This is a genomic window from Desulfatibacillum aliphaticivorans DSM 15576, assembly GCF_000429905.1.
Lineage (GTDB): Bacteria > Desulfobacterota > Desulfobacteria > Desulfobacterales > Desulfatibacillaceae > Desulfatibacillum > Desulfatibacillum aliphaticivorans.
Window position 1 is genome coordinate 84,331 of sequence record NZ_AUCT01000001.1, and the last position, 24,089, is coordinate 108,419.

Annotated in this window: 21 protein-coding genes; 10 read left to right on the forward strand and 11 right to left on the reverse strand. The window is 56.1% G+C overall.

The window, feature by feature from the left end; genetic code table 11:
* The first annotated feature begins 18 nt into the window (after positions 1 to 18).
* The 6 genes from G491_RS0100395 (at position 19) to G491_RS33110 (ending at position 6,360) form a co-directional block, all read left to right on the forward strand.
* Positions 19 to 909: a 1,4-dihydroxy-2-naphthoyl-CoA synthase gene (locus G491_RS0100395; protein ID WP_028313176.1), complete on the forward strand. Its 891-nt coding sequence runs from the start codon at positions 19 to 21 to the stop codon at positions 907 to 909.
* 85 nt (positions 910 to 994) lie between these two features.
* On the forward strand, positions 995 to 1,873 hold the full coding sequence (locus G491_RS28810) for a 1,4-dihydroxy-2-naphthoate polyprenyltransferase (protein WP_012610542.1): 879 nt from the start codon (positions 995 to 997) through the stop codon (positions 1,871 to 1,873).
* Entirely contained in the window at positions 1,870 to 2,904 is a 1,035-nt protein-coding gene (menC, locus tag G491_RS0100405; protein WP_028313177.1) for an o-succinylbenzoate synthase, read from the forward strand. The genes G491_RS28810 and menC overlap by 4 nt, the downstream gene beginning before the upstream one ends.
* A gap of 355 nt (positions 2,905 to 3,259) precedes the next feature.
* Complete coding sequence (locus tag G491_RS33100) at positions 3,260 to 4,690, forward strand: AMP-binding protein (RefSeq protein ID WP_051326923.1); 1,431 nt, start codon at positions 3,260 to 3,262, stop codon at positions 4,688 to 4,690.
* Complete coding sequence (gene menH, locus G491_RS33105; RefSeq protein WP_051326924.1) at positions 4,687 to 5,490, forward strand: 2-succinyl-6-hydroxy-2,4-cyclohexadiene-1-carboxylate synthase; 804 nt, start codon at positions 4,687 to 4,689, stop codon at positions 5,488 to 5,490. The genes G491_RS33100 and menH overlap by 4 nt, the downstream gene beginning before the upstream one ends.
* 120 nt (positions 5,491 to 5,610) lie before the next feature.
* Positions 5,611 to 6,360, forward strand: coding sequence for an HD domain-containing protein (locus G491_RS33110; RefSeq protein WP_028313178.1), 750 nt, complete (start codon positions 5,611 to 5,613; stop codon positions 6,358 to 6,360).
* A gap of 314 nt (positions 6,361 to 6,674) precedes the next feature.
* Here the strand turns inward: G491_RS33110 and G491_RS35200 are convergent, their stop codons facing one another.
* The 8 genes from G491_RS35200 to G491_RS0100460 all read right to left on the reverse strand — a co-directional run bounded on the left by G491_RS35200 (position 6,675) and on the right by G491_RS0100460 (position 14,264).
* On the reverse strand, positions 6,675 to 6,824 hold the full coding sequence (locus G491_RS35200) for a hypothetical protein (RefSeq protein ID WP_157467863.1): 150 nt from the start codon (positions 6,822 to 6,824) through the stop codon (positions 6,675 to 6,677).
* Between the two features lie 317 nt (positions 6,825 to 7,141).
* Positions 7,142 to 8,287: an acyl-CoA dehydrogenase family protein gene (locus G491_RS0100430; RefSeq protein ID WP_028313179.1), complete on the reverse strand. Its 1,146-nt coding sequence runs from the start codon at positions 8,285 to 8,287 to the stop codon at positions 7,142 to 7,144.
* 19 nt (positions 8,288 to 8,306) lie between these two features.
* Positions 8,307 to 9,302: an alpha/beta hydrolase gene (locus G491_RS28830; RefSeq protein WP_051326925.1), complete on the reverse strand. Its 996-nt coding sequence runs from the start codon at positions 9,300 to 9,302 to the stop codon at positions 8,307 to 8,309.
* Between the two features lie 167 nt (positions 9,303 to 9,469).
* Complete coding sequence (locus G491_RS0100440) at positions 9,470 to 10,795, reverse strand: diaminopimelate decarboxylase family protein (RefSeq protein ID WP_028313180.1); 1,326 nt, start codon at positions 10,793 to 10,795, stop codon at positions 9,470 to 9,472.
* Positions 10,792 to 12,039 carry an ATP-grasp domain-containing protein gene (locus G491_RS28835; RefSeq protein WP_157467866.1) on the reverse strand — a complete coding sequence of 416 codons (1,248 nt, stop codon included), beginning with the start codon at positions 12,037 to 12,039 and terminating at the stop codon, positions 10,792 to 10,794. Before G491_RS28835 ends, G491_RS0100440 begins: the two co-directional genes overlap by 4 nt.
* Positions 12,032 to 13,006 carry a GNAT family N-acetyltransferase gene (locus G491_RS0100450; RefSeq protein ID WP_028313181.1) on the reverse strand — a complete coding sequence of 325 codons (975 nt, stop codon included), beginning with the start codon at positions 13,004 to 13,006 and terminating at the stop codon, positions 12,032 to 12,034. Before G491_RS0100450 ends, G491_RS28835 begins: the two co-directional genes overlap by 8 nt.
* Positions 13,007 to 13,009: 3 nt before the next feature.
* Positions 13,010 to 13,648: an S-adenosylmethionine decarboxylase gene (gene speD / locus G491_RS36220; RefSeq protein WP_248635281.1), complete on the reverse strand. Its 639-nt coding sequence runs from the start codon at positions 13,646 to 13,648 to the stop codon at positions 13,010 to 13,012.
* A 322-nt stretch (positions 13,649 to 13,970) separates the two neighbouring features.
* Positions 13,971 to 14,264, reverse strand: coding sequence for a hypothetical protein (locus tag G491_RS0100460; protein ID WP_028313182.1), 294 nt, complete (start codon positions 14,262 to 14,264; stop codon positions 13,971 to 13,973).
* A gap of 287 nt (positions 14,265 to 14,551) precedes the next feature.
* On the opposite strand from G491_RS0100460, the gene G491_RS0100465 reads away from it, so the two are divergent.
* Positions 14,552 to 15,961: a sigma-54 interaction domain-containing protein gene (locus G491_RS0100465; RefSeq protein WP_028313183.1), complete on the forward strand. Its 1,410-nt coding sequence runs from the start codon at positions 14,552 to 14,554 to the stop codon at positions 15,959 to 15,961.
* An 11-nt stretch (positions 15,962 to 15,972) separates the two neighbouring features.
* On the opposite strand, the gene G491_RS0100470 is transcribed toward G491_RS0100465, so the two are convergent.
* Both G491_RS0100470 and argJ read right to left on the reverse strand, forming a co-directional pair.
* The gene (locus G491_RS0100470) at positions 15,973 to 16,677 is read right to left on the reverse strand and encodes a pseudouridine synthase (RefSeq protein WP_028313184.1); all 705 of its coding nucleotides are present in this window, start codon (positions 16,675 to 16,677) and stop codon (positions 15,973 to 15,975) included.
* Positions 16,678 to 16,680: 3 nt separating this feature from the next.
* The gene (gene argJ / locus G491_RS0100475) at positions 16,681 to 17,868 is read right to left on the reverse strand and encodes a bifunctional glutamate N-acetyltransferase/amino-acid acetyltransferase ArgJ (protein WP_028313185.1); all 1,188 of its coding nucleotides are present in this window, start codon (positions 17,866 to 17,868) and stop codon (positions 16,681 to 16,683) included.
* A 118-nt stretch (positions 17,869 to 17,986) separates the two neighbouring features.
* Between argJ and G491_RS28845 the strand changes: the two genes are divergently transcribed.
* The 3 genes from G491_RS28845 to G491_RS0100490 are packed head-to-tail and all read left to right on the forward strand — an operon-like array spanning position 17,987 to position 20,766.
* Positions 17,987 to 18,952, forward strand: a complete 966-nt coding sequence (locus G491_RS28845; protein WP_051326927.1) for a UbiA family prenyltransferase — start codon at positions 17,987 to 17,989, stop codon at positions 18,950 to 18,952.
* Complete coding sequence (locus tag G491_RS0100485; protein WP_028313186.1) at positions 18,949 to 20,268, forward strand: FAD-binding oxidoreductase; 1,320 nt, start codon at positions 18,949 to 18,951, stop codon at positions 20,266 to 20,268. The genes G491_RS28845 and G491_RS0100485 overlap by 4 nt, the downstream gene beginning before the upstream one ends.
* Positions 20,269 to 20,313: 45 nt before the next feature.
* Positions 20,314 to 20,766 carry a DUF6210 family protein gene (locus tag G491_RS0100490; protein WP_211239123.1) on the forward strand — a complete coding sequence of 151 codons (453 nt, stop codon included), beginning with the start codon at positions 20,314 to 20,316 and terminating at the stop codon, positions 20,764 to 20,766.
* A gap of 28 nt (positions 20,767 to 20,794) precedes the next feature.
* Here G491_RS0100490 and G491_RS33115 read toward each other — a convergent pair whose 3' ends face one another.
* On the reverse strand, positions 20,795 to 23,845 hold the full coding sequence (locus tag G491_RS33115; RefSeq protein ID WP_084511196.1) for a PAS domain S-box protein: 3,051 nt from the start codon (positions 23,843 to 23,845) through the stop codon (positions 20,795 to 20,797).
* Between the last annotated feature and the right edge of the window lie 244 nt (positions 23,846 to 24,089).

Here is a 24,089-nt window from a genome sequence, read left to right on the forward strand (position 1 = left end):
TTAAAAAGGGAGGACAACGTGGTTTCCGAAATATTCAACCCCGAGTTATGGGACGAGGTTCCCGGTTTCGACGTCAAGGACATTACCTATCATCGCGCCAAGGATCAGGGCACGGTGCGCATCGCCTTCAACCGGCCCGAGGTGAGAAACGCGTTTCGCCCCGGCACCGTGGACGAATTGTTCATGGCCCTGGATCACGCCCGCATGACCACGGACGTGGGCGTGGTGCTATTGACCGGCAACGGCCCCTCGCCCAAGGACGGAGGATGGGCCTTCTGCTCGGGCGGAGACCAGCGGATTCGCGGCAAGGACGGCTATAAATACGAAGGCGCCGAAGGCATCGACCCCGGCCGTTTGGGACGCTTGCACATCCTGGAATGCCAAAGGCTCATCCGTTTCATGCCCAAGATCGTGGTTGCCGTGGTTCCGGGCTGGGCCGCGGGCGGCGGACACAGCCTGCACGTGGTGTGCGATCTGACCATCGCGTCCAAGGAGCACGCCGTGTTCAAGCAGACCGATCCGGATGTGGCCAGCTTTGACTCAGGCTACGGCTCGGCTTATCTCGCCCGGCAGGTGGGCCAGAAGCGCGCCAGGGAGATCTTTTTCCTGGGCCTGGATTACTCCGCCCAGGAAGCCTTTGAAATGGGCGCGGTTAACAAGGTGGTCCCCCACGAAGAACTGGAGGACGTGGCCCTGGAATGGGCGAAAATCATGAACGCCAAGTCGCCCACGGCCATGCGCATGCTCAAGTTCGGGTTCAACCTGCCGGACGACGGCCTGGTGGGCCAACAGTTATTCGCCGGGGAAGCCACCCGTCTGGCCTACGGCACGGACGAAGCCGCCGAAGGCCGGGACGCCTTTGTGGAAAAGCGTCCCAAAGATTTTTCCAAGTTCCCCTGGCACTATTAAATGACGCCCTCAACGGCAATCGGTGGAATGGCTCACGGAAAAAACACAGCAAGCTGCCAGGAAGCTATCCACTCTCGGATAATATATGAACGATCAAACTAAACACTGGATTATGGCAATCAGGCCCCGGACCTTGCCGGCCGGGGCGGCGCCGGTCATTCTCGGCCTGGGTTTGGCCTGGGAGCAAGGCCTGTGCTGGTGGGCGGCCGCGGCCGCCTTGGCCTGCTGCATTTTCATGCAGATCGGCGCAAACCTTGTAAACGACTATTTCGACTACGCCCACGGCGTGGACGACAAAGACCGCCTGGGACCGGACCGGGTGACTCAGCAAGGACTGATTCCCCCCGGACAGGTCAAAGCGGCCTTCATGGCGTGTTTCGGCGCCGCCTTTCTTCTGGGCGTCGCTCTGGTTTATCGCGGCGGATGGCCCATCGTCATTATCGGCCTGGCCTCCATTGCTTTCGCCTATTTATATACGGGAGGCCCCAAGCCCTTATCCTATTTGGGTTTGGGCGAGGTCCTGGCCTTTATATTTTTCGGACCCGTTGCCGTGGGCGGAACCTATTATCTCCAGACTCTGGAGATTTCCAAGACCGTCATCGTCGCCGGCATGGGGCCGGGCTTCTTAGCCGCCATGCTTATGTCGGTGAACAATCTGCGGGACATCGCCTCGGACACCCGCACAGGCAAACGCACCGTGGCCGTCATGCTGGGAGAGCGCCGCGCCCGGATTTTTTCCCTGAGCCTGCTTCTTTTTTCGTGGCTCATGCCTTTGGTTTATTTGGGAGAGCATCCGGCAAAGCTCATCGTGATTGCGGCGCCTTTGTCCGCCCAGTTTTTTAAAGACCATTGGCGGGCTATTTCCAACGCGCCTTTGGACAAAAAAATGAACCTGGTTTTGGCCGCCACAGGCCAATACACCTTTGTATATTCCTTGCTTTTCGCCATAGGAGTCGCCGTATGATAATTCGCGACATGCAGCTTTCTCGCTTTTCCATTCCATTCGCCGCACCCATACGCGTGGGCGGGCAGGAGTTGAATAAGCGGGACGGGTTGCTTGTCGCGGTTAGGGACGACCAAGGCCATACGGGCTGGGGCGAAGCGGCCCCCCTGCCCGGCCTGGATACGATCTCCCTGGATCAATGCCAGGAGGAATTATGTCCGATCAGGAAAGCCTTTGCCGATCAAGCCTTGAATTGGGATTCTTTTTCTTTAACTGCTCCCATGATGGGCCTTTGCCCTGAAATCCCAGGTCTCAATCCCATTTCCGCCTTTGGTGTGGAAAGCGCCCTCGCCTGGCTTGGTTTATGCTCCGGGCAATGGGGTATTGCAGGCGCTGATGAATTAGGAATTGCCGTCAACGGCTTGTTCGTCCCGTCTCCCGACCCCGACAGGCTTCCGGCTCAGGCAAAACAACTCAAGGCGTCGGGATTTTCCACCGTCAAAATTAAAATCGGCCGCATGGATTCAGACGACGAAATCCGCCAAATATTGGAGTTGGACTCCCTGTTCAATCATAAATTGGCCCTGCGCCTGGACGCCAACCGATCCTTGGACTTTGCCCAGTACCAATCTTATTTTGAGGCCTTAAAGCATCTGAATATAGAATACGTGGAAGAGCCTTTAAAGCCGGAATATGACTTTTTCGAGGCCGCCCAAATCCCCTGGCCCCTGGCTTTGGACGAGTCCCTGGAATCTTATGCAAACCTGGATGAGCCATTTCCTAAGTCTTTGGGCGCGGTCATCCTCAAGCCGGGCTCCTTCCAGGGAGTGCACGGCATGGCCCAGGCCATGGAGCAATTACATACACAGGGGATCAAGACCGTGTTAAGCTCCTCGTTCAATAACACCATGGGGATGTCCATGCTGGGGCTGTTGGCGAATCAGTATGCTCCTGAAACCGCCCACGGCCTGGATACCTTGAAGTATTTTTCAAAACAGATGTTTTTCCACAGGATGCAAATAGTGGATGGTCGTATGCAAATCCCTGTTTAAACAAAAGGAATGCCATGGGCCGCTCCTGTAAACGACCCGAAAAAAGACACTGGGTCCCCGTTTCCGCCCTGTAATCATGATAATTGCAAAACCGCCGCAATCATCATGATTTTAGGGCTGCACGGGGATGACGGATGGCTGAGGCTTAGCAGCCAAAGGGTCTTGGAGGCTTCCTCGCATCCTGGCAACCGAGCGACAAGCGCCCTTTGCTCTTTGTTTAACCCCAAAAGATCGTCATCCCCGCAAGAGCGATCCGCGTTTTAGGATCGCTCGCAAGCGGGGACCCAGTGTCTTAAGGGGGCGGCAGGAACTGCGATTGCCGCCCATTTTGACTTGGCTTTATTAAGGAACGAATATGACCCTGCCTTTTCTGGATCATAAAAAAAGGCTGGACCTGGAGGCCTTGCTTGACGCCTACGGCGGCGCCCCCGCCTTGATCTCGAAGTCCCAAACCCTCAGCTTTAATGTGGTCAAATCCGGCCTGCAAGGGGTTGTCTCCAACCTCCGCACTCTGGGCGTCAGGCCTGGGCAATTGCTTTGCATCCACGCGCCCAACTCCCAGGATCACATTTATCTGTTTCTGGCTTCCTGGGTCATGGGCTTTACCTACGCAGCCCTGGATCCCAAAGCGCCTCCGGGGAAAATTCCGGCGGGCCTCCAACCGGATTTCCTTGTCACGCCAGGCGATCCGGCGCCATGGCCATGCCGGATGATTTCGCCCCATGACCTGCACGCTCCGGCGCCTTCGGACCCGCCGTCCTTGAACTCCATCCCCCTGGATCGGGAATGCTCCGTTATTTTCACCTCGGGCAGCACGGGAGAACCCAAGGGCGTGGTGCACACCGTCGGAAATTTCTATTACAGCGCCCTGGGTTCCGTGGAGTTTTTCGGCCTGGATCAAAACGACTCCTGGCTGGTGAGCCTGCCCCTGTTTCACGTGGGCGGCATGCTGATTTTCATCCGCACCATGCTCTGCGGCGGAACCAGCCTGGTGCACGACAATCCCGGCGATCTGGCCCCGGCTGTTTTACAACGCAGGCCCACCATCCTTTCCGTGGTTCCCGCCCAATTGCAGCGGCTTCTGGACGATCCCAAAACCAGGGACGCCCTGGCAGCCTGCAAGGCCATCCTGTTGGGAGGCGCGCCCTGCCCCGCCCCTCTCATTGAAAAAACCCTGGACGCCGGCATCCCCGTCCTGCCCACCTACGGTTCCACCGAAGCCTGCGCCATGGTCACGGCGGTCAGGCCCGGCGCACAGCGGCAGGAGCATTTTACGGCCGGAAAGGTTTTGCCATACAGGGCAGTCTCTCTTGCTCATGACGGAACCGTAACCATCGGGGGCGAAACCCTGTTCAAGCATTACATCGTGGACGGCAAGCCGGAGCATGTCCTGGTGGACGGCAAATTCCGCACTGCGGATCTGGGGGAATGGGATGGGGACGGCAATCTGAAAATCACAGGCAGGCGGGATCTTGTTTTCATCTCCGGCGGAGAAAACATCAACCCGGCTGAAATTGAAAAGGCCATGTCCGAAACCGGCCTTGTGTTGGAGGCCGTGGTGGTTCCCGTGGAGGATGACGTCTTCGGCCAGGTTCCCTGGGCCTTCGCCCTGGCGGACAAGGAATTGGATCAGGATCAAATCAAGAAGGCCTTGAAAAAAATCCTGCCGTCCTACAAAATCCCAAAAAAAATCCTGCCCCTGACGCCCGACATGGGGCAAAAAGGGGTCAAACGGGACCGCAAGGCCCTGCAAAAAATCGCGGCGGACACGGCGAAAAAAGCATGAAACTCCACGCCCAGACATACGGCAATCCGCAAAAGCCGCCCCTGGTCATGCTCCACGGATTCATGGGCCGGGGCCAATCCTTCGCCCCCCTGATCCCCCTGCTGGAGCCGCACTTCTTCCTCGTAACCCCGGATCTGCCCGGCCACGGCCGCTCCCTGTTTTCCCAAACACCCCAGTCCCTTTGGCCGAAAAACTTGGAAGACGCAGGAAAGCTGGTCCTTAAATCCCTCGATGCAATGAGCGTAAAATCCTTTTTCCTGTATGGCTATTCCATGGGCGGCCGGATCGCCCAGCAGGTCTGCCTTTTGGCGCCCGATCGCGTGCGCTGTTTGATTTTAGAGTCGGCTGGCCTTGGAATTCCCGACCCTGAAGAACGAAAAGCCCGCAAAAAAAAGGACGACGCCCTGCTTGACGGAGTAAAAACCGCCGGGGATTTCCACAGGTTCCTGGAAAAATGGCATCGCCTGCCCCTTTTTTGCACCCTGTGGGACTCCCCGCTTCTGCCCGGCCTCACGGCCTCCAAACAGAAAAATAACGTGACGGACCTGGCCCAGGCCCTTAAAGTCCTGGGCGTGGGAAATCACCCGTGGTTCGGGCCGGACTTGGCGAAACTTGACGTCTCCATTACTTACCTGTACGGCGAAAAGGACGCCAAGTATTCCCAAGAGGCGCAAAAAGCCTCTGAAATTATTCCAAGACTAACCCTGGCCCCGTTTTCCGGCGCTTCCCACAATGTCCATATTCAGTTTCCGGCCCAAGCGGCCGAAACTGTAATCAGGGCTTCCGGCCTGACTTCATAGGTCCGCTCTATTCGCCCTTTCGGCCCGGAATCGGCGGGGCTTGTCCGAAAACGCTTGCCAATTTCCGGGAAAGTGGTACTATTTTTCACAAACTCGCGACCCATCCCCCTTCGGAGAGATATGGACGATCTGTACGCAAGAATAAGGCAGCGCGCCCGGGAAATCGGAAGCAAATATCCGGAACAGGCTTTCTATTCGGATCACGCGGATTTAATGACTCTTTCCCGGAAATCCCTTGAAGACAGCCCAATCCTGATCAAATTGCATAATTTCGTCGCCAGCGTGGTGGACGACGACCTGGGCCACGGCCTGGATCATTGCGTCAAGGTGACCATCGACGCAGGCATTTTGTTCCTGATTCACGCGGACCAAAAAAACATGCGGGAAATGGAAAGGGAGCGCGGCCTGCTGCTGGTTCAGGCAGCCGGACTGCTGCACGACATCTCCCGCAAGGAAAAGCGCCACGCCCATGCAGGCGCCCTGGCCGCGGCGGAGATCCTGGAGGATTTTCCCTTCTCCCAACACGAAATCGACGCCATCTCCCTGGCCATCCGCAACCACGAGGCCTTTCATCCGCCGGACCCGTGCGCCAGCGACATGGGCCAGGCCATTTCCGACTGTTTGTACGACGCCGACAAATTCCGCTGGGGGCCGGACAACTTCACGGACACGGTGTGGTATATGGTGTCCTTTTTCAAGTCTTCGGTGTCCATGTTTTTGGAGCGCTACGAGGAAGGCATCAAGGGCATTGTAAAAATCAAGGAGACCTTCCGGACCGACACCGGCCAGCAATACGGCCCCGAGTTCGTGGACGCCGGCCTGGAAATCGGCGAGGAAATCCGCCAAATGCTCAAGGATGAGTTCCTGTAAATCCGGGAAATATTCTTTTATGGATCGCCCCAGGCAACGTTGCTAAAGCGGTGTAGCGGCGCCCCCTTACGACGAGGGCGCCCCAGGCAGCGTCGTTTGCTGCCTGTGTTGCGAAGCAACAGTAGGCGCGGCCGGGAAAGATGTTTGGAACTGGGAAAGGACGGCGGGCGAAGGGCTCGACTTGAATTCCTGCTTTTTTTTAGTTATGGATGGATCGTTCGGCCGTTTGAGAAACCAGGATTCTATTGCCCACACAGGTCGCCCCTTTTGCGCTCCGCGCCCAGGCAAGATACTGCTTTGCCTGGGCCACCCTACTATAGCGGCGGCTCAATTTCTCCGATTTCGTTCAATCCTCCCGGCCAGCCGCGGCATGCAAGGCGGGCGGGCGGCGTTTTTTGAATTTTATCTTGGGTTTCAAAAACCCCATCTAAAACAGGAATAACCATAATTTCAAATAGTTTCATATGCATGCCCACACAAAGCATGGGAACGGGAAAAATATGTCGGGTCGCTCCGCATGTAATTTTTAGACTTCATATCTTTCCAGCCGGATTGTGCGCCTCCGAATTTCAACAAATTCCGAACGGCTTCGCGTGACCCGACCTACAACATACTGTAATCATGCGCCTTAATATCAAGACGCGTAGGTCGGGTCACGCGGAGCAATAAAATTGTCTTTGAATGGAAAGAATGCAGTTTTGCCGCATCTGAATTCAAAACAAGGGGAGTCCGTGCGCAGCGACCCGACAAGACCGGCTTCCAAAACTGATTGCTGCGGAGGCTATCCCAACCCCAAACTGCGGCTTACCACGATTTTCATAACCTCATTGGTTCCGGCGAAGATGGGAAACACCCGAATGTCCCGGAACATCCTGGCCAGGGGACAGGATTCGGCGGTTGCATCCAACCCAACCAGATCCAGGCACCGATTGGCCGTGCGTTTAGCCATGTCCGTAGCCCAATATTTGGCCATGCAGGTTTCGGCGTTCACGTCCTCTCCGGCCATATGCCCGGCAATGAGCTTGTCCAAAAAGGCGCGGCCCAGCCTGGTTTCAGTCGCCATTTCCACCAGGGCGAACTGCACGGCCTGGAACTTGGAGCGGGGCTTGCCTTCGGACTTGTTTTCCCGGCAGTACTTTGTGGTCCACTCCAGGACGAATTCCGCCCTGGTTACGGCGTTCAAGGCAACCAGCAAACGCTCCTGCTGGAGCTTGACCATGAGCTTGGGAAATCCCGAGCCTTTCTCCCCCAACCGGTTGGATTGGGGAATGCGGCAATCCCGAAAAAACAGCTCGGCCGTATCCTGGCTGCTGGCGCCCATTTTTTTCATGGCCTTGCCTTTTTCAAACCCGGGCGTTCCTTCATCCACCAAAAACAGGGAAACCGCGTGATGCCGGTTGGACTCCTCGGGATCGATCGCCGCGACCACGGCCACGTCGCACAAAAGGCCGTTGGAGATAAAGGTCTTGGTTCCGTTCAAAACCACGTGATCCCCATCGTCCAATGCGGTCATGGTCATGGAGGCCAAATCGCTGCCCGCGTCCGGCTCGGACATGGCCACGGCCGTAATGCACTCCCCGGACACGCAGCCGGGCAGATATTTTTCCCTTTGCTCCTCGTTTCCGAAAGAGGCGATGTAAGGCGTTACAATGTCGCTGTGCAAAAAGGCGTCCAGGCCGTATTGATTGGTGCGCACCAGTTCTTCCAGGGCGATGACGGAATACAAAAAATCCCCTCCCAGGCCGCCGTATTTTTCATCCACCCAGGTGCATAAAAAGCCTTCGGCCCCCATCTTTTTCCAGATTTCCCGGGGGGTGACGCCGTCCTTTTCCCATTGATCCACGTGGGGGATGATTTCTTGTTTGCAGAACTCTTGCAGCCTTTGCCGAAAGGCCTTGTGCCCGTCCGTGTAATTCAGAATGTCCATACTAAACCTATTTCAACAATTATTTTAGCTCTTGCTTTAAAAACAAACCCAAATAATTTACCGCCCGCCTTGCTTCCGGGCAGATCACGCCAAAGGATTGAAACACGTGCCACATGTTTTCCCACACTTCCAATTTTACCTTAACCCCGGCCTTTTTCGCGCGATCCGCCAACCGGGTGGAGTCGCTCAACAAGACCTCGTCGTCCCCGGCCTGGATGAACAAAGGCGGCAGGCCGCTTAAATCCATGTTCAAGGGGCTGGCCAATTCCGGCCGCTGGTCCTTGGGGCCGAAATACCACATCATATGCTTGCCCATGTCCCCGCCGTCAAACAAAGGATCGGCCTGGCTGCGGGATTTCAAAGATTCCCCGTCGAAACTTACGGCGTCCGTCATAGGGGAAATCATGATCGCAGCCTTGGGCATGGGCAGATTTTTTTCCTTGATGCTGAGTAACGTCATGAGGACCAGGCACCCTCCCGCAGAATCCCCTCCCAGGGCGATGTTTTCCGGCTTATATCCCTGATCCAGAAGCCACAGATAGGAATCCAGGCAATCCACATTGGCGGTGGGAAATTTGAACTCAGGCGCAAGGCGGTATTCCGGAACAAGAACGGGCATGCCGGAAGCCTTGGAAAGCATGGCCGCAAGATACCTATGGGAAGCCGCAGATCCGCAAAAAAATCCCCCGCCGTGAAAGTACAGCAAAACCTTTTTGGAATTCTCCGGCGTTTTCCGCGCCCGGACCCATTCGGCCTTCAGCCCGGCTACACTGGTTTCCTCCACCTTGGTCCCCCAGGGAAGCGTTGCCAGCTTGCTCAGATTTTCCACAGCGTCCCGGGTGACGTCCACGGGAGTGTCCGGCGTAAACCGGGGCGCCAGATAATAAACCACGGAAAGGCGCGCCAGACGGCTGCCCAGGGACGGCTTGAATAGGGTCGTGTTGACAGCGATGTATGCGGAAATAAGTAGAAAAAAGACGACCAGCAACCGAACCCAACGCTTTTTTTGCGCCATAGGCGTAAACTCCCCCCAATTGGTTTATAGTCGCCGGTTATTATACACGATTTTTACAAAGAAGGAAACTTCGGGTTGAAATTGTCTAGGGGAAAGGTCCGCTTGCCAGGCGCCGGGGCTTGATAGATTTGTCCGGCGCCATAGGCAAGGGTAAGCATTCTTTACTCTTACGGCATGGAAATCACCCGGGGCGGCGCCTTGATAAAATCCTGCTTAAGGCTGTAAGTATAAGCCCCTTGATCCGGAATCAACAACACGTCCCCCGGCTGGATGTCTTGACCCCAGTAGGACAGGCCCCACAGGTCGTGGGGCGTGCACAAAGAGCCCATGATTTCGCAGGCCTTTTCATCCAGGGCCGGGCGGCTCAAATTCAGCACCGGAGCGTAATCCATTTCGTAGCGCTCCCAGCCGATGGCGTTGGTTCCCGCGTCCGTGATGACCAGGCCGCCGTCCTTTTTGTCCACTACGTTCAGCAACAGATGCATGGCGCCGTTGCACAGCCACCTGCCCGGCTCCATGCATATGCGGCATGGAACCGTGGAGAAAATGTGGGTTTCCACAGCCTGATAGAGGGATTGTGCGAAAACCTCCAGGCTTTGGGCCGGCGCGTAATAATGCTCCAAAGGCCGGTCCACGTCCAGGCCCGCCAGTTTCATCACCTGTCCCGCCTGGGTGACCGCATGGACCTGCCATTCCCCGGCCGGGGGCCAGTATCCGCCGCCGATGTCAAGAAACTTCAAAGCCCCCAGCATTTCCGGGGACCACTGCCCGATTTCCCGGCCGATGGCGGCGATGGTCCTGACCTGCTGGGACGGGTCCAGGTTCCAGCTTGTATGGAACTGAAGCCCCTGGATTTCAAGCCCCGGACATTCCTGAGCCTTCTTCCAGGCAGATCCCAGTTTGGACAAAGACACGCCGAATTTTTTCCACGGGCTGGAAGGAGGCGTAATGCGCAGGCCAACCCGCACCCTTTTTCCGGCTTGCATTGCCAAACGGTTCAAACGCTCCATCTCGCCCAGGCTGTCCATGAGGACTTTCACCCTGCCGGAATTTTCCACGGCGAGAAAAAGCTCCTTGTCCGTCTTGCCCGGACCGCTAAAGATGACGTCCTCCGCCCCCAAGGCCAAGGCTCTTTCCACTTCCACCCCGCTGGAAACGTCCAGCCCGAATCCCTGATCGATCAAAGTCCGGGACACCTCGGGGTGGTTGTTGCTTTTCATGGCGTAATAGCAGGCGAAATCCGAAAAACACGCCCCAAACGCGTTTTTGAACATGGCTGCATGTTTTTTCAGATTGGCGTGATCCAACACATAAAGGGGCTCCTGATGGACTTCAGCCAGGTCCAGGAACACCTCCTTCATGGTGAAAAAACGCTCCACATAGGCCTTGACCACGGCTCCGGGCAGACGTCCGTCCTTATGCCGAAGCATGGCCTCCACCCGGGACAGTGCGTCCCGGAAAGTCGCCTGAGATGGCGTAAAATCAAAGGTCATGGGCGTTTTATCCTTATATCGGCCAGGCTCGTCAGATCCCTGTTTTGAAGAGCGACGTCCCTGCCCGCATCCGGTCTGTAAATGACATTCGCCAAAATCCAGGAGTCGTAATCCCGGGGCGGCAGTTTGATGGAATCCCCAATCCGTCTGAGGGGCTCGAAGCACAGCACCCGCTTGTCCTTTACCAGGCGTCCCGGTTCCAGTTGCTCCAGCACGCCGTCGTGGGGGGCGAAAATGCGCATCCCCACGTGGGGCTTGAGGGGTTTCTGCTTCCAATGAATAGGAACTTTGGCCGCAAAATCCATGGCAAGGGCCATGGTGTCCGGCCCGCCTGCGTTTCTCAACAGCAAGGGCAGGCAGTCCCCGCCGGGTCTGGGCGCCATTTCCAGAAGCCACGGACCGTTTTCGTTCAATATAAAGTCCACCATGCAGATGCAGGCTTTCACCCCTACAGCCCGCGCCGCTTCAGCGAACAGGCCTTCCAGGGCCGCCGTCTCTTTGGGGGAAAACAGGCCGTCCCTTAACTCATAAGCCTGGGTGATTCCGAAATGTCCGGAATTCAGCCTATGCTTGGCGGTAAGTCGAAGAATCCGAGCCTGACACCCGACAACCAGAAAATCCGCGCTGTACTCCCGTCCCAGGGCGATTTCCTCGATAAGCATGGGCCAGGCCTCTTGCGGGTCCTTGCCTTGCCTAACGAAAAACGACTCCGCCGCAGCCATGGTCTTGGACCAGTCCGCCCTGGAGTCCATCTTGAACACCAGGGAGCTGCCCGATCCGTCCACGGGCTTGACCACCCAGGGAGGATTGTGCCCCGCCATGAAAGCCTCGGCCTGTGCAGGCCCTTCCGCCAGGCAAAAGCCCGGCGTGGGAAGGCCCGCAGCCGCCCAAAGGGTCTTGGCCCGGAACTTATTCCGGCAATTGGCCGCAGCCTGGGAAGATGGAAAGTCCAGGTCCAGCTCTTCAGCCAGTTCCGCCGCCAAAATCAGGGATTCGCAGTCAAAGCAGACGATTCCCGCAAGCTCCATGCGGCGGGCCTTGAGATGCTTTTCCACAGCCTTCCGGGCTTCTTCCGGATTCAAAGGGCAAAGAACCTCCTCGTCCGCCATGGGGGGAGGTTCGGCCGCATTTTTTCGTAATTGAGGATCCGTTAAAAACAAGCCCTTGCCGGGCCTGATCCGCCGAATTCTGTCCACGTAATCCGGGGTCGTCCCAACCACCAGCACCCGTGCGTTATCAGACACGGAGCGCAAGCTCCGCTTCCCGGACTGCCGGGTAGACCACGCCAGGCTGCTCTTGCAGGCGGATCTCCATAAGGGGCCGGGGTATGAGGCGCATGCGCTCTTTCCAGTTAAAATTCCCGCACAAGAAGTCGACACAATCCAGCTTTTCCGCGCAAGCCCTTTCCAGATGATGAAAATTGATGAGTTTGGCCACCCCGGGAAAATCCCGGTCCACCCCGCCCGCTAAAACCGAGTAATAGCCCTTATACACCGCGCCCACGTCCACGGCGGCCGTCCGGCCTTCAATCAATACGGCCGTGATCCGCAGCATGCCCTTGTCCCGAAGCCAGGCCAGAAGGTCCTCGAATCCCTTTAAGAAGCGGGGATCGTAAAAATAGGACTCCGGGCCGAACGCCTCTATATTCATGCGAAACAAAAACTGGGCGTCGTCCATGCAGTCAAAACGATATTCCACGCCCCGGCTTTCCAGCCGCGACGTCTCGGCCATGAGCTTCTTCAAGGTCTTGCGGGGGAAGCTGTTCAGGTATTCCTGAAAATTGTAGGAATGCCTTCCGGGAAAAAACAAATACCCGACCTCGTCCTCCTCCGCCCCCGGATACCCGAAAGACTGCTTCATGGGATCCAGATACCGCAGATGCGCGGCGCCCGGCACGGCCTCCAGCATGGCCTCCATGATTCCCCGATCCCTGGCCGGAAAAACGTTGCCTTCCAGCCAGGTCTTGCCCTTCCAGGTTTCTCCGGGGAAAACGGTCCAGGTCCGGGTTTCCTCCACCCAGCTCAATGGCAGAAAGCCCTCGGCCTCGCCCAGAGCCCCTTCAGCCTTCACGCCGATCACAGGCCGACGAAAGGCCCTGTGAAAATGCATCCGGGTCTCCCACAGGTCAAACACATTGACGGGCTGGGGCATGAGGGCCGCCCACATTCGGGCGATCTCCTCCTGATCGTTTACAAGGGATATTTTGGTCATTCCCTATCTCCTCATGGAAACCTGGAGGCTGCTGTCCTCGCCCTTGAAATAGTTCACGGCGAACTGGCGGACCAAATACGGGTTGTAAGCCTTGCAACTGAACACATCCAGATAAACAGCGCAGCTGGCGTTGGCGAAATGAGCCGAGATCAAGGAGGTTTCGATCAATTGCACCATGGAGAAACCGGCCACCCTTTCGTCCTCGCCGAAATGCACCACCTGGGTCTCGCCGAAACGCTTCATTTCAATCAGATCACACAACTCCACCACAAAGCGCTTGATGGCGTCCGCGTCCCGGATCAGGTCCGGATCGCAGCCGTAAAGGTCCACGGCGGAAGCCAAACCCCAGCAGGCGTTGTTTTCCACCTGCTCCTTCACGGCTTCGCCTTCCATCAGGGAGTTCACCACAAAAGGCCCGGACGGAGCGTCGGCGTATCCGCCCTCTTCATACTCCGCGTAATCGTCCGCATAATCCGCATCCTCATCCGGAGCGCTGCTTTTGTGCAGCCCCTTGGAGAACTTCAAGGAACGCCGGTTGCGGCTCATTCTTTCGTCATCGAAATCCATTTCCGCTGCAGGAAAAATCTCGCGGGCGCCAAGGCCCTTGCCCCCGTTGGAGCGCTTTTTCTTTTTCGTCATCATGTGAGTGTCCTCAAAATAAGAATAATGTGGAAACAACGCTGTTCCCCAATGCCTGCCCCATGAGCAAGGGGCGTGCCAGAGACGAAAAAAAATTTTCAAAATTTTCATTTTTAAGAAGTAGATTTCCGAAATTGCCGAATCCCGGGGAAGCGTACAGACGAAAGAAAATTAAAACATCATAAAATCAAACTATTACAAAAAAAGACCTCCGGTCTTTTATTTGGTTTTAATGCAAAAGACGCCTCATGGGATAATTGGAGTTCAAAGCATTTTCAGGTGAAAAAGCCTTAAAAAAGGAATTTCATTGCTTTTTTTGAAGCAATTAAAAGAAATAGTTTTCCTTTTTTTGAAATAGCGCGGCAATCCATTGAATTTCACCCATAATTCGCTTGACTTCGGAAATTGATTTCCGATATAAGGCGCTTAGAACCCGTTGCGCGTAGATAAACAGACGCGCTGTCCCGAAAAAGACCCTGGATCCCCGTTTCCGCCCTTGCGTCATGATGATTGGAAAAATAATGAGTGACTCAACTTTCGGGATTGGAAGTAGCGCTTTGAAATCAAGTATTTTTGTATGCAGCTCAGATCTATCTATATACCAGAGCCCGAGAGTCATGGTCCCTCCCCCCCCCGGCGGGGGAAGGACAGGATGGGGGGGGAAACTATCCGGAATGACGAATTATATCACCCCCACCCCAACTTTCCCCCGTCAAGGGGGAGGGAGTTTTTGGAGCGTAGGCTTTGATATTTAATAGCTCCTAGCCTGTTGCAATTTCTTGATTATGTGAAGAAAACTTGATTCCCGAAAGTTGAATGAGTGATTATTGCATCTTTTGGACGCCCGCAGCGGGCGCCCATACACCACTTAAGGGCCGACATTAGCCCTGGATATTTGGAAACGCCATGCTTTTAAAAATCGCCTTGTGCATCGACAACCCCGGCTTGTTGGCCAAGCTGAAAAAATCCCTGGAAAGCCTGGACATCAACCTGGAAGCCTACGGCCCGGGCCGGTTCACCTGGCAAAAGGTCATCAGAAGCTGCGCGGACATTGTGGTCATCAACGAAAGCCTGCTGCCCCGGCCCATTGAAACCAGCATCGCCGCCCTGAACGACCTGCCCGAAAACCCGGCCACCATCATCCTGCACACGCACGAGTCCTCCGAGGATCAGGCCGGGCTGGTGGCTGCAGGCGCGGACGCCGCGCTTCATGCAGGCCTGCCGCCCCGCAGCATTGTCCAGGCCATTGAAGGGGTCATGGAATCCCGCCTGCAATACATTGTGCGGACCGCCCCGCCCGCGCGGCCGGACGACAGGCCCAGGCTGGAGGATTTCCGGTCAAACAGCCAATCCATGCAGGCCATGCTCCAGGAAGTGAGGCAAGTGGTCGGCACCAACGCCCAGTTGCTCATTACCGGGGAAACGGGCGTGGGCAAGGAGCGGCTGGCCCGGGCCATTCATTTTGAAAGCCCCCGGGCCTCGGGCCCTTTCGTGACCGTGAACATGGCCGCCCTGCCAGAGCAGTTGCTGGAAAGCGAGTTGTTCGGCCATATCCAGGGGGCCTTCACCGGCGCGGTTCGCTCCCGCAGAGGCGCCTTTGAAATGGCCCACCGGGGCGCCATATTTTTGGATGAAATCGGCGAAATGCCCATCCATCTCCAGGCCAAGCTCCTGCGGGTGCTTCAGGATTTCGAGGTCAAGCCCCTGGGCGGGGAAAAGGCCATGTGGGTGGACGTGCGGGTGATCGCCGCCACCAACCGGGACCTGGAAGAAGACGTGCGGGCCAAGGCCTTTCGCGGGGATCTTTTTTACCGCCTGAGCGTCATCACCATCACCATTCCGCCCCTGAGGGAGCGCAGGGAGGATATCGCCCATCTCGCCAAGGATTTCATCGCCCAGCAGCACACCCGGCACGGCAAGGACGTGGAAAGCATCTCCCAGGAGGCCATGGAGGCCCTGACGCGCTACGACTGGCCCGGCAACGTGCGGGAGTTGTTCAACGTCCTGGAGCGGGCCATCATCCTGTGTCCGGATCAGGAAATCACACTCCGCGACCTGCCCCATATTTTTAAAAGCAATGTGAGAACCGAACACACGGTGCAGGATGCAGCGCCCGAGTCCTGGAAAGGAAAAACCCTCAGGGAAGTGACGGACCAGGCTTTAAGCCGGGTGGAAAAGCTGTATTTGGAATCGGTCTTGGAAGAGAGCGCCGGCAAAATCGGCCCGGCCGCAGACATTGCCGGCATCACCACCCGATCCTTATATAATAAAATGAAAAAATACGATTTGGACAAACGGGATTTTAAACAGGCTTAACAGCAAGCCCCTCAATCCAGCCCCTTGATCAGGGCCTGGATTTCCTTCTCGTTCAAACGGCGCCATTTGCCCGAGGGCAGGCCGCCCAGGCGGATGGTGGACATGCGCACCCGGTGAAGCCGTCTGACCTTGTTTTTGGTCAGCTCCACCATCTTGCGAATCTGCCGGTTGCGCCCTTCCTTCAAGACAATGGTGAAGGACCTGGGGCCCGTGCGTTTGACCTTGGCGGGCCGGGTTTTTTTGCCTTCCAGAATCATGCCCCGCCGCATGGCGTCCAGGGCCTGATCCGGCGCGTCCTTAACGGTTTCCACCTCGTATTCCTTTTCGTGATCGAACGAAGGATGGGAAAGGCGGTGGTGAATCCGGCCGTCGTCGGTGAGTAGAAGCAGCCCTGTGGAGTTGTTGTCCAAACGGCCTATGGGGTACAGGCGCTGGGGCAGGTCGATGAGGTCCAGGACGATTTTCCGGCCGGGCTGTTTGCACGTCGTCAAATACCCGGCCGGTTTGTTGAGCATGATATAGGTCCGGCTTTGTTTGGGCTCCACCTTTTTGCCGTTCACCGCAATCTCGTCCTTGTCCGGGTCGATTTTCACGCCCATCTGGGTGACGATTTCGCCGTTGACGGCCACCTTGCCTTGGGAGATCAACTCCTCGGCATGCCGCCGGGAGCAGACCCCGGCGTGGGCCAGGTATTTTTGAAGCCTTTCCAAAGCCATGGATCAGGAACGGTAGTCCGCGTTGATTTTTACGTAATCGTAAGACAGGTCGCAGGTGAGGACGCTGGCCTGCCCCTTGCCCATTTTCAAGTCGATCTTGACGGTAAACTCGGGCAATTTCATGACCTCGGTGGCCATGGCCTCGGCCTCCATGTCCAGGCCCATGCCGTCCTTGACCATCTGAACTTCGTTGAAAAAGATGTCCACCACATACGGATCCAAAGGAACCCCGGCCCGGCCTGCGGCGGCCAAAAGCCTGCCCCAGTTGGCGTCCTCGCCGAAAAAGGCGGTCTTGACCAAGGGAGAATGGGCGATGACGTCCGCAATCTGCCGGGCGTCCTGGTCGGAGTCCGCCCCCTGAATGTCGATGGTCACCACCTTGTTCACGCCTTCGCCGTCCTTGACCAGCATGTGCGCCAGATCCAGGCATACCTTGTCCACGGCCTGCTGAAACAGGTCCATGCACCGATTGGCCGCCACCTGGGACAACCCGCTGGCCATAAGCAGCACGGTGTCGTTGGTGCTGGTGTCGCCGTCGATGGTGATGCGGTTGAACGAGGCGTCCACCGCCGGCCGAAGCACCCGCTTAAGGGTGTTGGGATTGGCCTGGATGTCCGTGCAGATAAAGCACAGCATGGTGGCCATGTCCGGCCGGATCATGCCCGCGCCTTTGGCCACGCCCACCACGTTGAAGGTCTGGCCTTCAAATTCCGCCTGCACCGCCGAAACCTTGGGAACGTTGTCCGTGGTCATGATGGCCTGGGCGAAAGCCCCGAATCCATCAGGAGAAAGGCTGTCCACAAGCCGGGGAAAGGCGTTCCGGATTTTTTCCACGTCCAGGGTCTTGCCGATCACGCCCGTGGAAGCCACAAGCACGTTTTCGGCGTCCACACCCAGATTTCCGCTTGCCAGACGCGTGGTTTCCACGGCGTCGTCCACGCCTCGTTTGCCGGTGCAGCAATTGGCGCATCCGCTATTTGCAACTACAGCGCGGCACACGCCGGAGCTGATATTCTTTTTATCCAATAATACAGGGGCGGCCTGGACCTTGTTCCTGGTGAACACCCCGGCCACGGAAGCCGGGACCGAACAAAAAATCATACCCAGGTCGGGTTTCCCGTTTTTCTTGAGTCCGCACGCCGTTCCGGCTGCGGAAAAGCCCTGACAGGACGCTTTTTCCAACGTCTTCATGATTGTGTCCCTTTGGTTTGATTGTCTATCAGGCATTGCAATGATAAGTAAAATCATTTACCATGCCCCAAGCCATCTGACAAGAATAACCACCCACTGGAACAGATTCTTAATAATAATGCAACCGGAAAAAACGACCTCTATTCAGGTTTCCCATTCCCGTCCGGGCGCAGGGCGGGAGGAGCCCTTGTTCATGGAAGCGCGCAATCCGGCCATGGACATGCTGCGGGCCATGCGCCCCCATCAGTGGGTGAAGAATTTTTTGGTCTTTGTACCTGTTTTCACGGGACATCAGGTCTCGCTGTTTAACCTGTCGTCCGGGCTGGCGGCCTTTCTTTGCTTGAGCCTGTGCGCATCGGCCCTGTACCTGATCAACGACGTCCTGGACCTGGAAGCCGACAAAATCCACCCCAAAAAAAAGAACAGGCCCTTCGCCTCGGGCGCCCTGCCCCCCCAGTTCGGGCTGGCCGCCGCCCCCCTGCTGGTATTGGCGGCCCTGGGCTGCGCATTGTGGATGCCCGTCTATTTGGCTGGAACCTTGGTCGTTTACCTGATTCTGGGCCTGAATTACTCCTTGTGGATTAAAAAAATCGCCTTTCTGGACGTCCTGGTCCTGGCGATCATGTATACCTTGAGGATTGTTGCGGGAGGCGCGGCGACCGGCATCCCCATCTCCCTGTGGCTGCTGATTTTTTCCGTACTGTTCTTTACCAGCCTGGCCATGGCCAAACGCTACGTGGAGGCGGCCGCCCTGCCCGGGAGAAACCGGTCCAGGGCCAAGGGCCGGGGCTACAGGGTCGGGGACGAAAAAATCCTGGGCGCTCTGGGCGCCGCCTTCGGCATGGCCTCCATCGCGGTTCTGTGCTTTTACGCAGGAAGCCAAAAGGCGGCGGACTTATACCGGTCGCCCTCCCTGTTATGGGCCGGCTGCGCCCTGCTTCTCCTGTGGCTGGGATTGCTCTGGACCAAAGCCCGAAAAGGCGCCTTGTCCGACGACCCCATTGTCTTCGCCCTGAAGAACAAAGCCTCCCTGGCTCTCCTTGGCGCCGTGGGCGCGGTTTTCATTGCGGCGGGGTGGATATGACGGCCTGCGAATATCCGTCATGGGGCCGCCTGGACTTCGGCCCGCAACAGGGGGAACGCATTCCTGCAGAAGACTTTTCCTTTGACGCCCTGGCGTCTTCGCCGCCCTATTTGCCTTACGGAAACGGACGTTCCTACGGAGATTCCTGCCTCAACGCCCGGGGCGCGCTTCTGGACTGCCGGGGCCTGAACAAAATCCTCGCCTTTGACGAAAAAACCGGCGTCATCAAATGCCAGGCCGGCGTGTTGCTCTCCCAAATCCTGGACCACGCCCTGCCCAAAGGGTGGATTTTGCCCGTCACCCCCGGAACCCGGTTCGTCACCATGGGCGGATGCATCGCCAACGACGTGCACGGCAAAAACCACCACCATGCCGGGACATTCGGGCGCCATGTGCGTTGCTTTGAGCTAAAGCGCTCCAACGGCGAAACGATACAATGCTCGCCGGAGGAAAATCCGGACCTATTCCAGGCGACCATAGGCGGCCTGGGCTTGACCGGGCTGATTTCCTGGGCGGAAATCCAGCTTTCCCCCTGCCAAAACCCGGTCATCAATCAGGAAACCGTCAAATTTTCCGGCCTGGACGGTTTTTTCGACCTGTCAAAGGAGTCTGACGCAAACCACGAGTTCACCGTCGCCTGGGTGGATTGCCTGGCCCGGGGCAGATCCCTGGGCAGGGGCCATTTCATCCGGGGCAACTATTCCTCGGCCAAGCCCAACAAAAGCGCTGGATCGCGCACCATCCCTATGCCCTTTGATCCGCCCTTCTCCCTGGTGAACAAGCTCAGCCTCAAGGCCTTCAACAGCCTGTATTACAACAGGCAGACGGCCCCAAAAAAGTCCTGCATTGTCCCATGCCAAACCTTTTTCTATCCCTTGGACGCCATTGAAAACTGGAACCGGTTGTACGGAAAAAAAGGCTTTTACCAATATCAATGCGTGATCCCTCCCGAAAGCAGCCGGGAAGGCGTGCGGGAAATTCTGGACAGGATCGCCGCCGCCGGGATAGGATCTTTCCTGGCGGTTTTAAAGAGATTCGGAAACATTACGTCTCCTGGACTTCTGTCCTTTCCCAGGCCGGGCGTAACTCTGGCATTGGATTTCCCCAACCAGGGGCCTAAAACCCTGGCATTGTTTAATATATTGGATCAGGTCGCCGCGCAGGCGGGCGGAGCCTTGTATCCAGCAAAAGACGCCCGCATGAGCCCGAAGATGTTCCGTTTGTCATTCCCCGCCCTGGAAAAATTCCTCCCCCATGTGGACCCGGCTTTCAGCTCCTGTTTTTGGCGCCGGACCAATGAGAGGCGCCAGGAATAAGATTTACGATTTTAGGTTGAATAATCAATAGATTGGAGGCGATTCATGACGAAGAAGGCGCAAATGCCTACGTTGCGGCTTTGTGACATTGGAGAGCGCATCGGATTGATCATTGTTTGGAAATCAGGAGTGGTGTACTCGAATCAGACGGGCGGCCTGGCATGCTTTCTTTCCAAGCAGGAAGGCGTTTTTGTGCCCATCGGAGAAGGCCTGCTTAACCAGGACGAACTCCTTTGGGAGCATTTTACCGGGTCCAAATGGTTCGGCGCCTGCATGGACGGCATAGACGAAGAAACCGCCGACTACATTGACGAAGTGCTGGAGCAAAACATAGAGACATCCTGCGTGAAGGTGGATAGAAGCCGCCTTGGAAAATCCCACGAAGCCTGGATTTACGTTACGATTGCGGACGACCCCAATTCGGAGGAAAGAAGAATCATCAAAGGATTTGACGGCAGCCGGGCGATTTTAACCTGGGATAACAGCGAGCTGCCTTAAATTTAAGAAATTACGATTTCAAATCCGCCTACATCACTCCTGCCGAAAGCGCCTCTTTAATAGTCTGCGCAAGGACCTGCCGATCCACGGGTTTTTGAAGGAACTTAACCGCCTCAAGCCCCGCTTCCTTCTGAAAAACGCCAGCATCCGCACATCCGGTGCATAAAATAATAGGGATATCAGGCCGAACGGCCAGGATCTTTTGCGCCAGCACGTCGCCTGTGAGGCCGGGCATGGTCATGTCGGTTAAAATCAAATCAAAGGAATCCGGATTGTTGCTAAAATGGTCCAGCGCGGCCAGGCTGGATTCCTCCGCATGAACCAGGTATCCGAGCTTTTCCAGGGAGCGCTTGGTCATCCTAAGAGTCTGGGGCTCGTCATCCACAACTAAAATCCGCTCTTCTTCCCCTTTGGGAGCCTCCTTTACCTCCGGCTTCGCCTTTTCATCACAGGCGCCCGGAGCGGCGGGAAGATAAACCTCAAACAGGGCGCCCCGGTTCAGTTTGCTGTGTACACGGATTTCCCCTTTGTGGCTTTTCACAATGCTGTGCACCATGGCCAGCCCCATTCCGGTCCCTTCCCCCACGTCCTTTGTGGTAAAATAAGGCTCGAAAATCCTTTCCGTAACCGCCTTGGACATCCCCGGCCCGGTATCGGAGACGGACAACTTCTGATAATACCCTTTAGGCAGATTGGGTGCGAGAGCGCCGCCGTCGCCGTTTAAGCTCACTTTTTGCAGGCGGATGGTCATGACGCCGCCCATATTTTTCATGGCCTGATAGGCGTTGGTGCACAGATTCATCACCATCTGATGAAGCTGGGAGGAATTGCCGAAAACCCCGCCGTCAGCCTCGGGAAGCGTTGCTTTAACCTCAATGGTGGAGGGGATGGAGCCTTTTAACAGGCTGAGCGACTCCTTTACCACGGCGCTCAGATCCACTAACGAAGGCGCCTCGGACGATCTTCTGCCAAAGGTGAGGATTTGAGAAACCAGTTCCTTGGCCCTGATGGCCGCTCGATTGATTTCGTCCAGAACCTCCGTGGTGGACTCCCGGTCTTTATGCTCTTCCATGAGCATCTGGGTGTAGCCTATGATGGGGTGCAAAATATTGTTAAAATCGTGGGCGATGCCGCCCGCCAGGGTGCCGATGGCTTCCATCTTCCTGGCCTGCAGCAACTGGGCTTCCAGTTCGCTTTTTTCCCGTTCCGCTTTTTTTCGAGCCCGGATGTCCCGTGTGGCGCCTCGAACGCCAACAGGCTGCCCCTCTTCATTCAATATCCAGTTGGAGGTGACCTCCACATCTATAACGTCCCCGCTTTTGGTGTATTGCTGCAATTCAAGGGTCGCCGGGTATCCGTTGGAAGCCCGGTCTGACGACAACTCTCGCGCAATGGAGCGCTGCACCTTGGCCCAGGATTCCGGGGTGAGGTATTGGTCCAGGGTCATTTTCATGACCTCTTCCACCGTGAATCCGCTCATCCTTTCCACCGAGGGGCTTATATAGGTGAAAGCCCCGCCCAGACTCATGGTCCATATAACGTCCGTGGAATTCTCCGCCAGCAGACGAAATCGGATTTCGCTGTCTTGCAGAGCTTCCTCCGCTCTTTTCCTGTCTTCAATATTGCGAATCGTCCCTGCCGTGCCCGTGGGCCTCCCCTCTTCGTCGAATAAAAAGGCGGCGGTAATGGAAGCCCGCACAATAGACCCGTCCTTGTCAATAAACTCGGCTTCGTAATCGTTGATCCTTCCCTGACTGACTATGGTTTCAAGCCGGTCGTTTCTTTCATCCGGATTGATGGTCAGGGAACGGATGTTTCTGCCGATCAACTCCTCCCGGGTGTACTGGGTTACATAGCGGATGGAAGGGCTGACCTCGCGGATGATTCCATCCAGGTCCGCCTCGAAATACACGTCCTGGATGTTTTCATACACCCTCCTGTATTTTTCCTCGCTCTCCCTCAGGGCCTTTTCCGCAACAATCTGAGCTTCCACATCCCTGGTAATGCCCACCAGACCGACGGGATTCCTATCGTCGTCGTACAAGAAACCCGCCTTGATTTCCGTGTGAATAGGCGTACCGTCCTTGCGAATCAACTGGATGATGAGATTGCGCTTCACGTCCCCGTCCGGGAACAACCGGTTCTCTTCAAGGCCGCCCAACAACTCTTGCTGCACTTGGCCGAAGGCTTCCTCCGTCATGATTTTATAGGCGGACATCCCTATCACTTCGGCCGGCTCAAACCCTAAAAGCCCTTTCACCGACGGGCTGGAGTACACAAACCGCATATCCATATCCACCACCCAGACATTGTCCGAGATGTTCTCCGCCAACAGCCTGTAGCGCCTTTCGCTTTCCTCCAACTGATCCCGAACCACGAGGGCTTCCGCAACCTGATTTCCAAGCTGCCAGGTCATGAACATGACCACGCCCATGAACGAAAACTCGATGATGTAAATGAAATCGTACAGGCCGAGCCGGACCGCGGAATCGTTGGCGATGCCTACAAAAAAAACCATGAACGAAGCGATCATGGCCAGCCCCTTGCGCAGGCTGCGATGCCGCAAATACCAGAAGGTCACCCAACAAAAATATGCGACAAAAAGAACCCGTATCAGATAGCGGAAAGCGCCAAAGGAGCTTAAGGAGAACTCATAAAATGTTACAGGCCCAAACCATGGCAGATGAACTTCCTGCAAGACGGGGACCTGCTCCGTCCAAAACAACCCTCCGGGGGCGAAAACCCCGATGATAAAGGCAATGGAAAAATAGGCCGTAAAAAAATAAACCGGGCGTTTGTCCGGGTGGCCCGTGTATGTATGAAGATACCAGACCAGGGCCAAACCGCTGGGGGCGAGAACGAGCATTCGCAGCTTGAGCCAGTATGTCGCCTGCTCGGGATAGCTCGCATTATATACGTTAAGCGAAATAATGTCGTACAGGACCATCAGGAGGCATACAATGGCGAAGTACAGGTATTCCTTCCGCGCACTTTGCCTGACGTACACCAGGGCGTGAAAAATGGCGGAGCCCATGGTCAGGGCTGCTGCAATCGCAATGGGCATGGACAAAGGAGACATTAAACAAGACCTTGTTGCAGCACAATCAAGCGCATTTTAAAAAGCATCCAAGGTAAAAACAACCCAAAGAAAGGCCCACCCTCAGAGCCCGCCTTGCCAAACCTGCACATCGAATCAAAAATGGTTTATAATCATAAACTATCACATTATTTGATCTCCATCAAGAAAACTGCTATTTTCGGTCCAATGGAAAGCCCAATCAAACCTTTATCAAATCCTAACAAAGGCCTAACTTTCGCGTTAC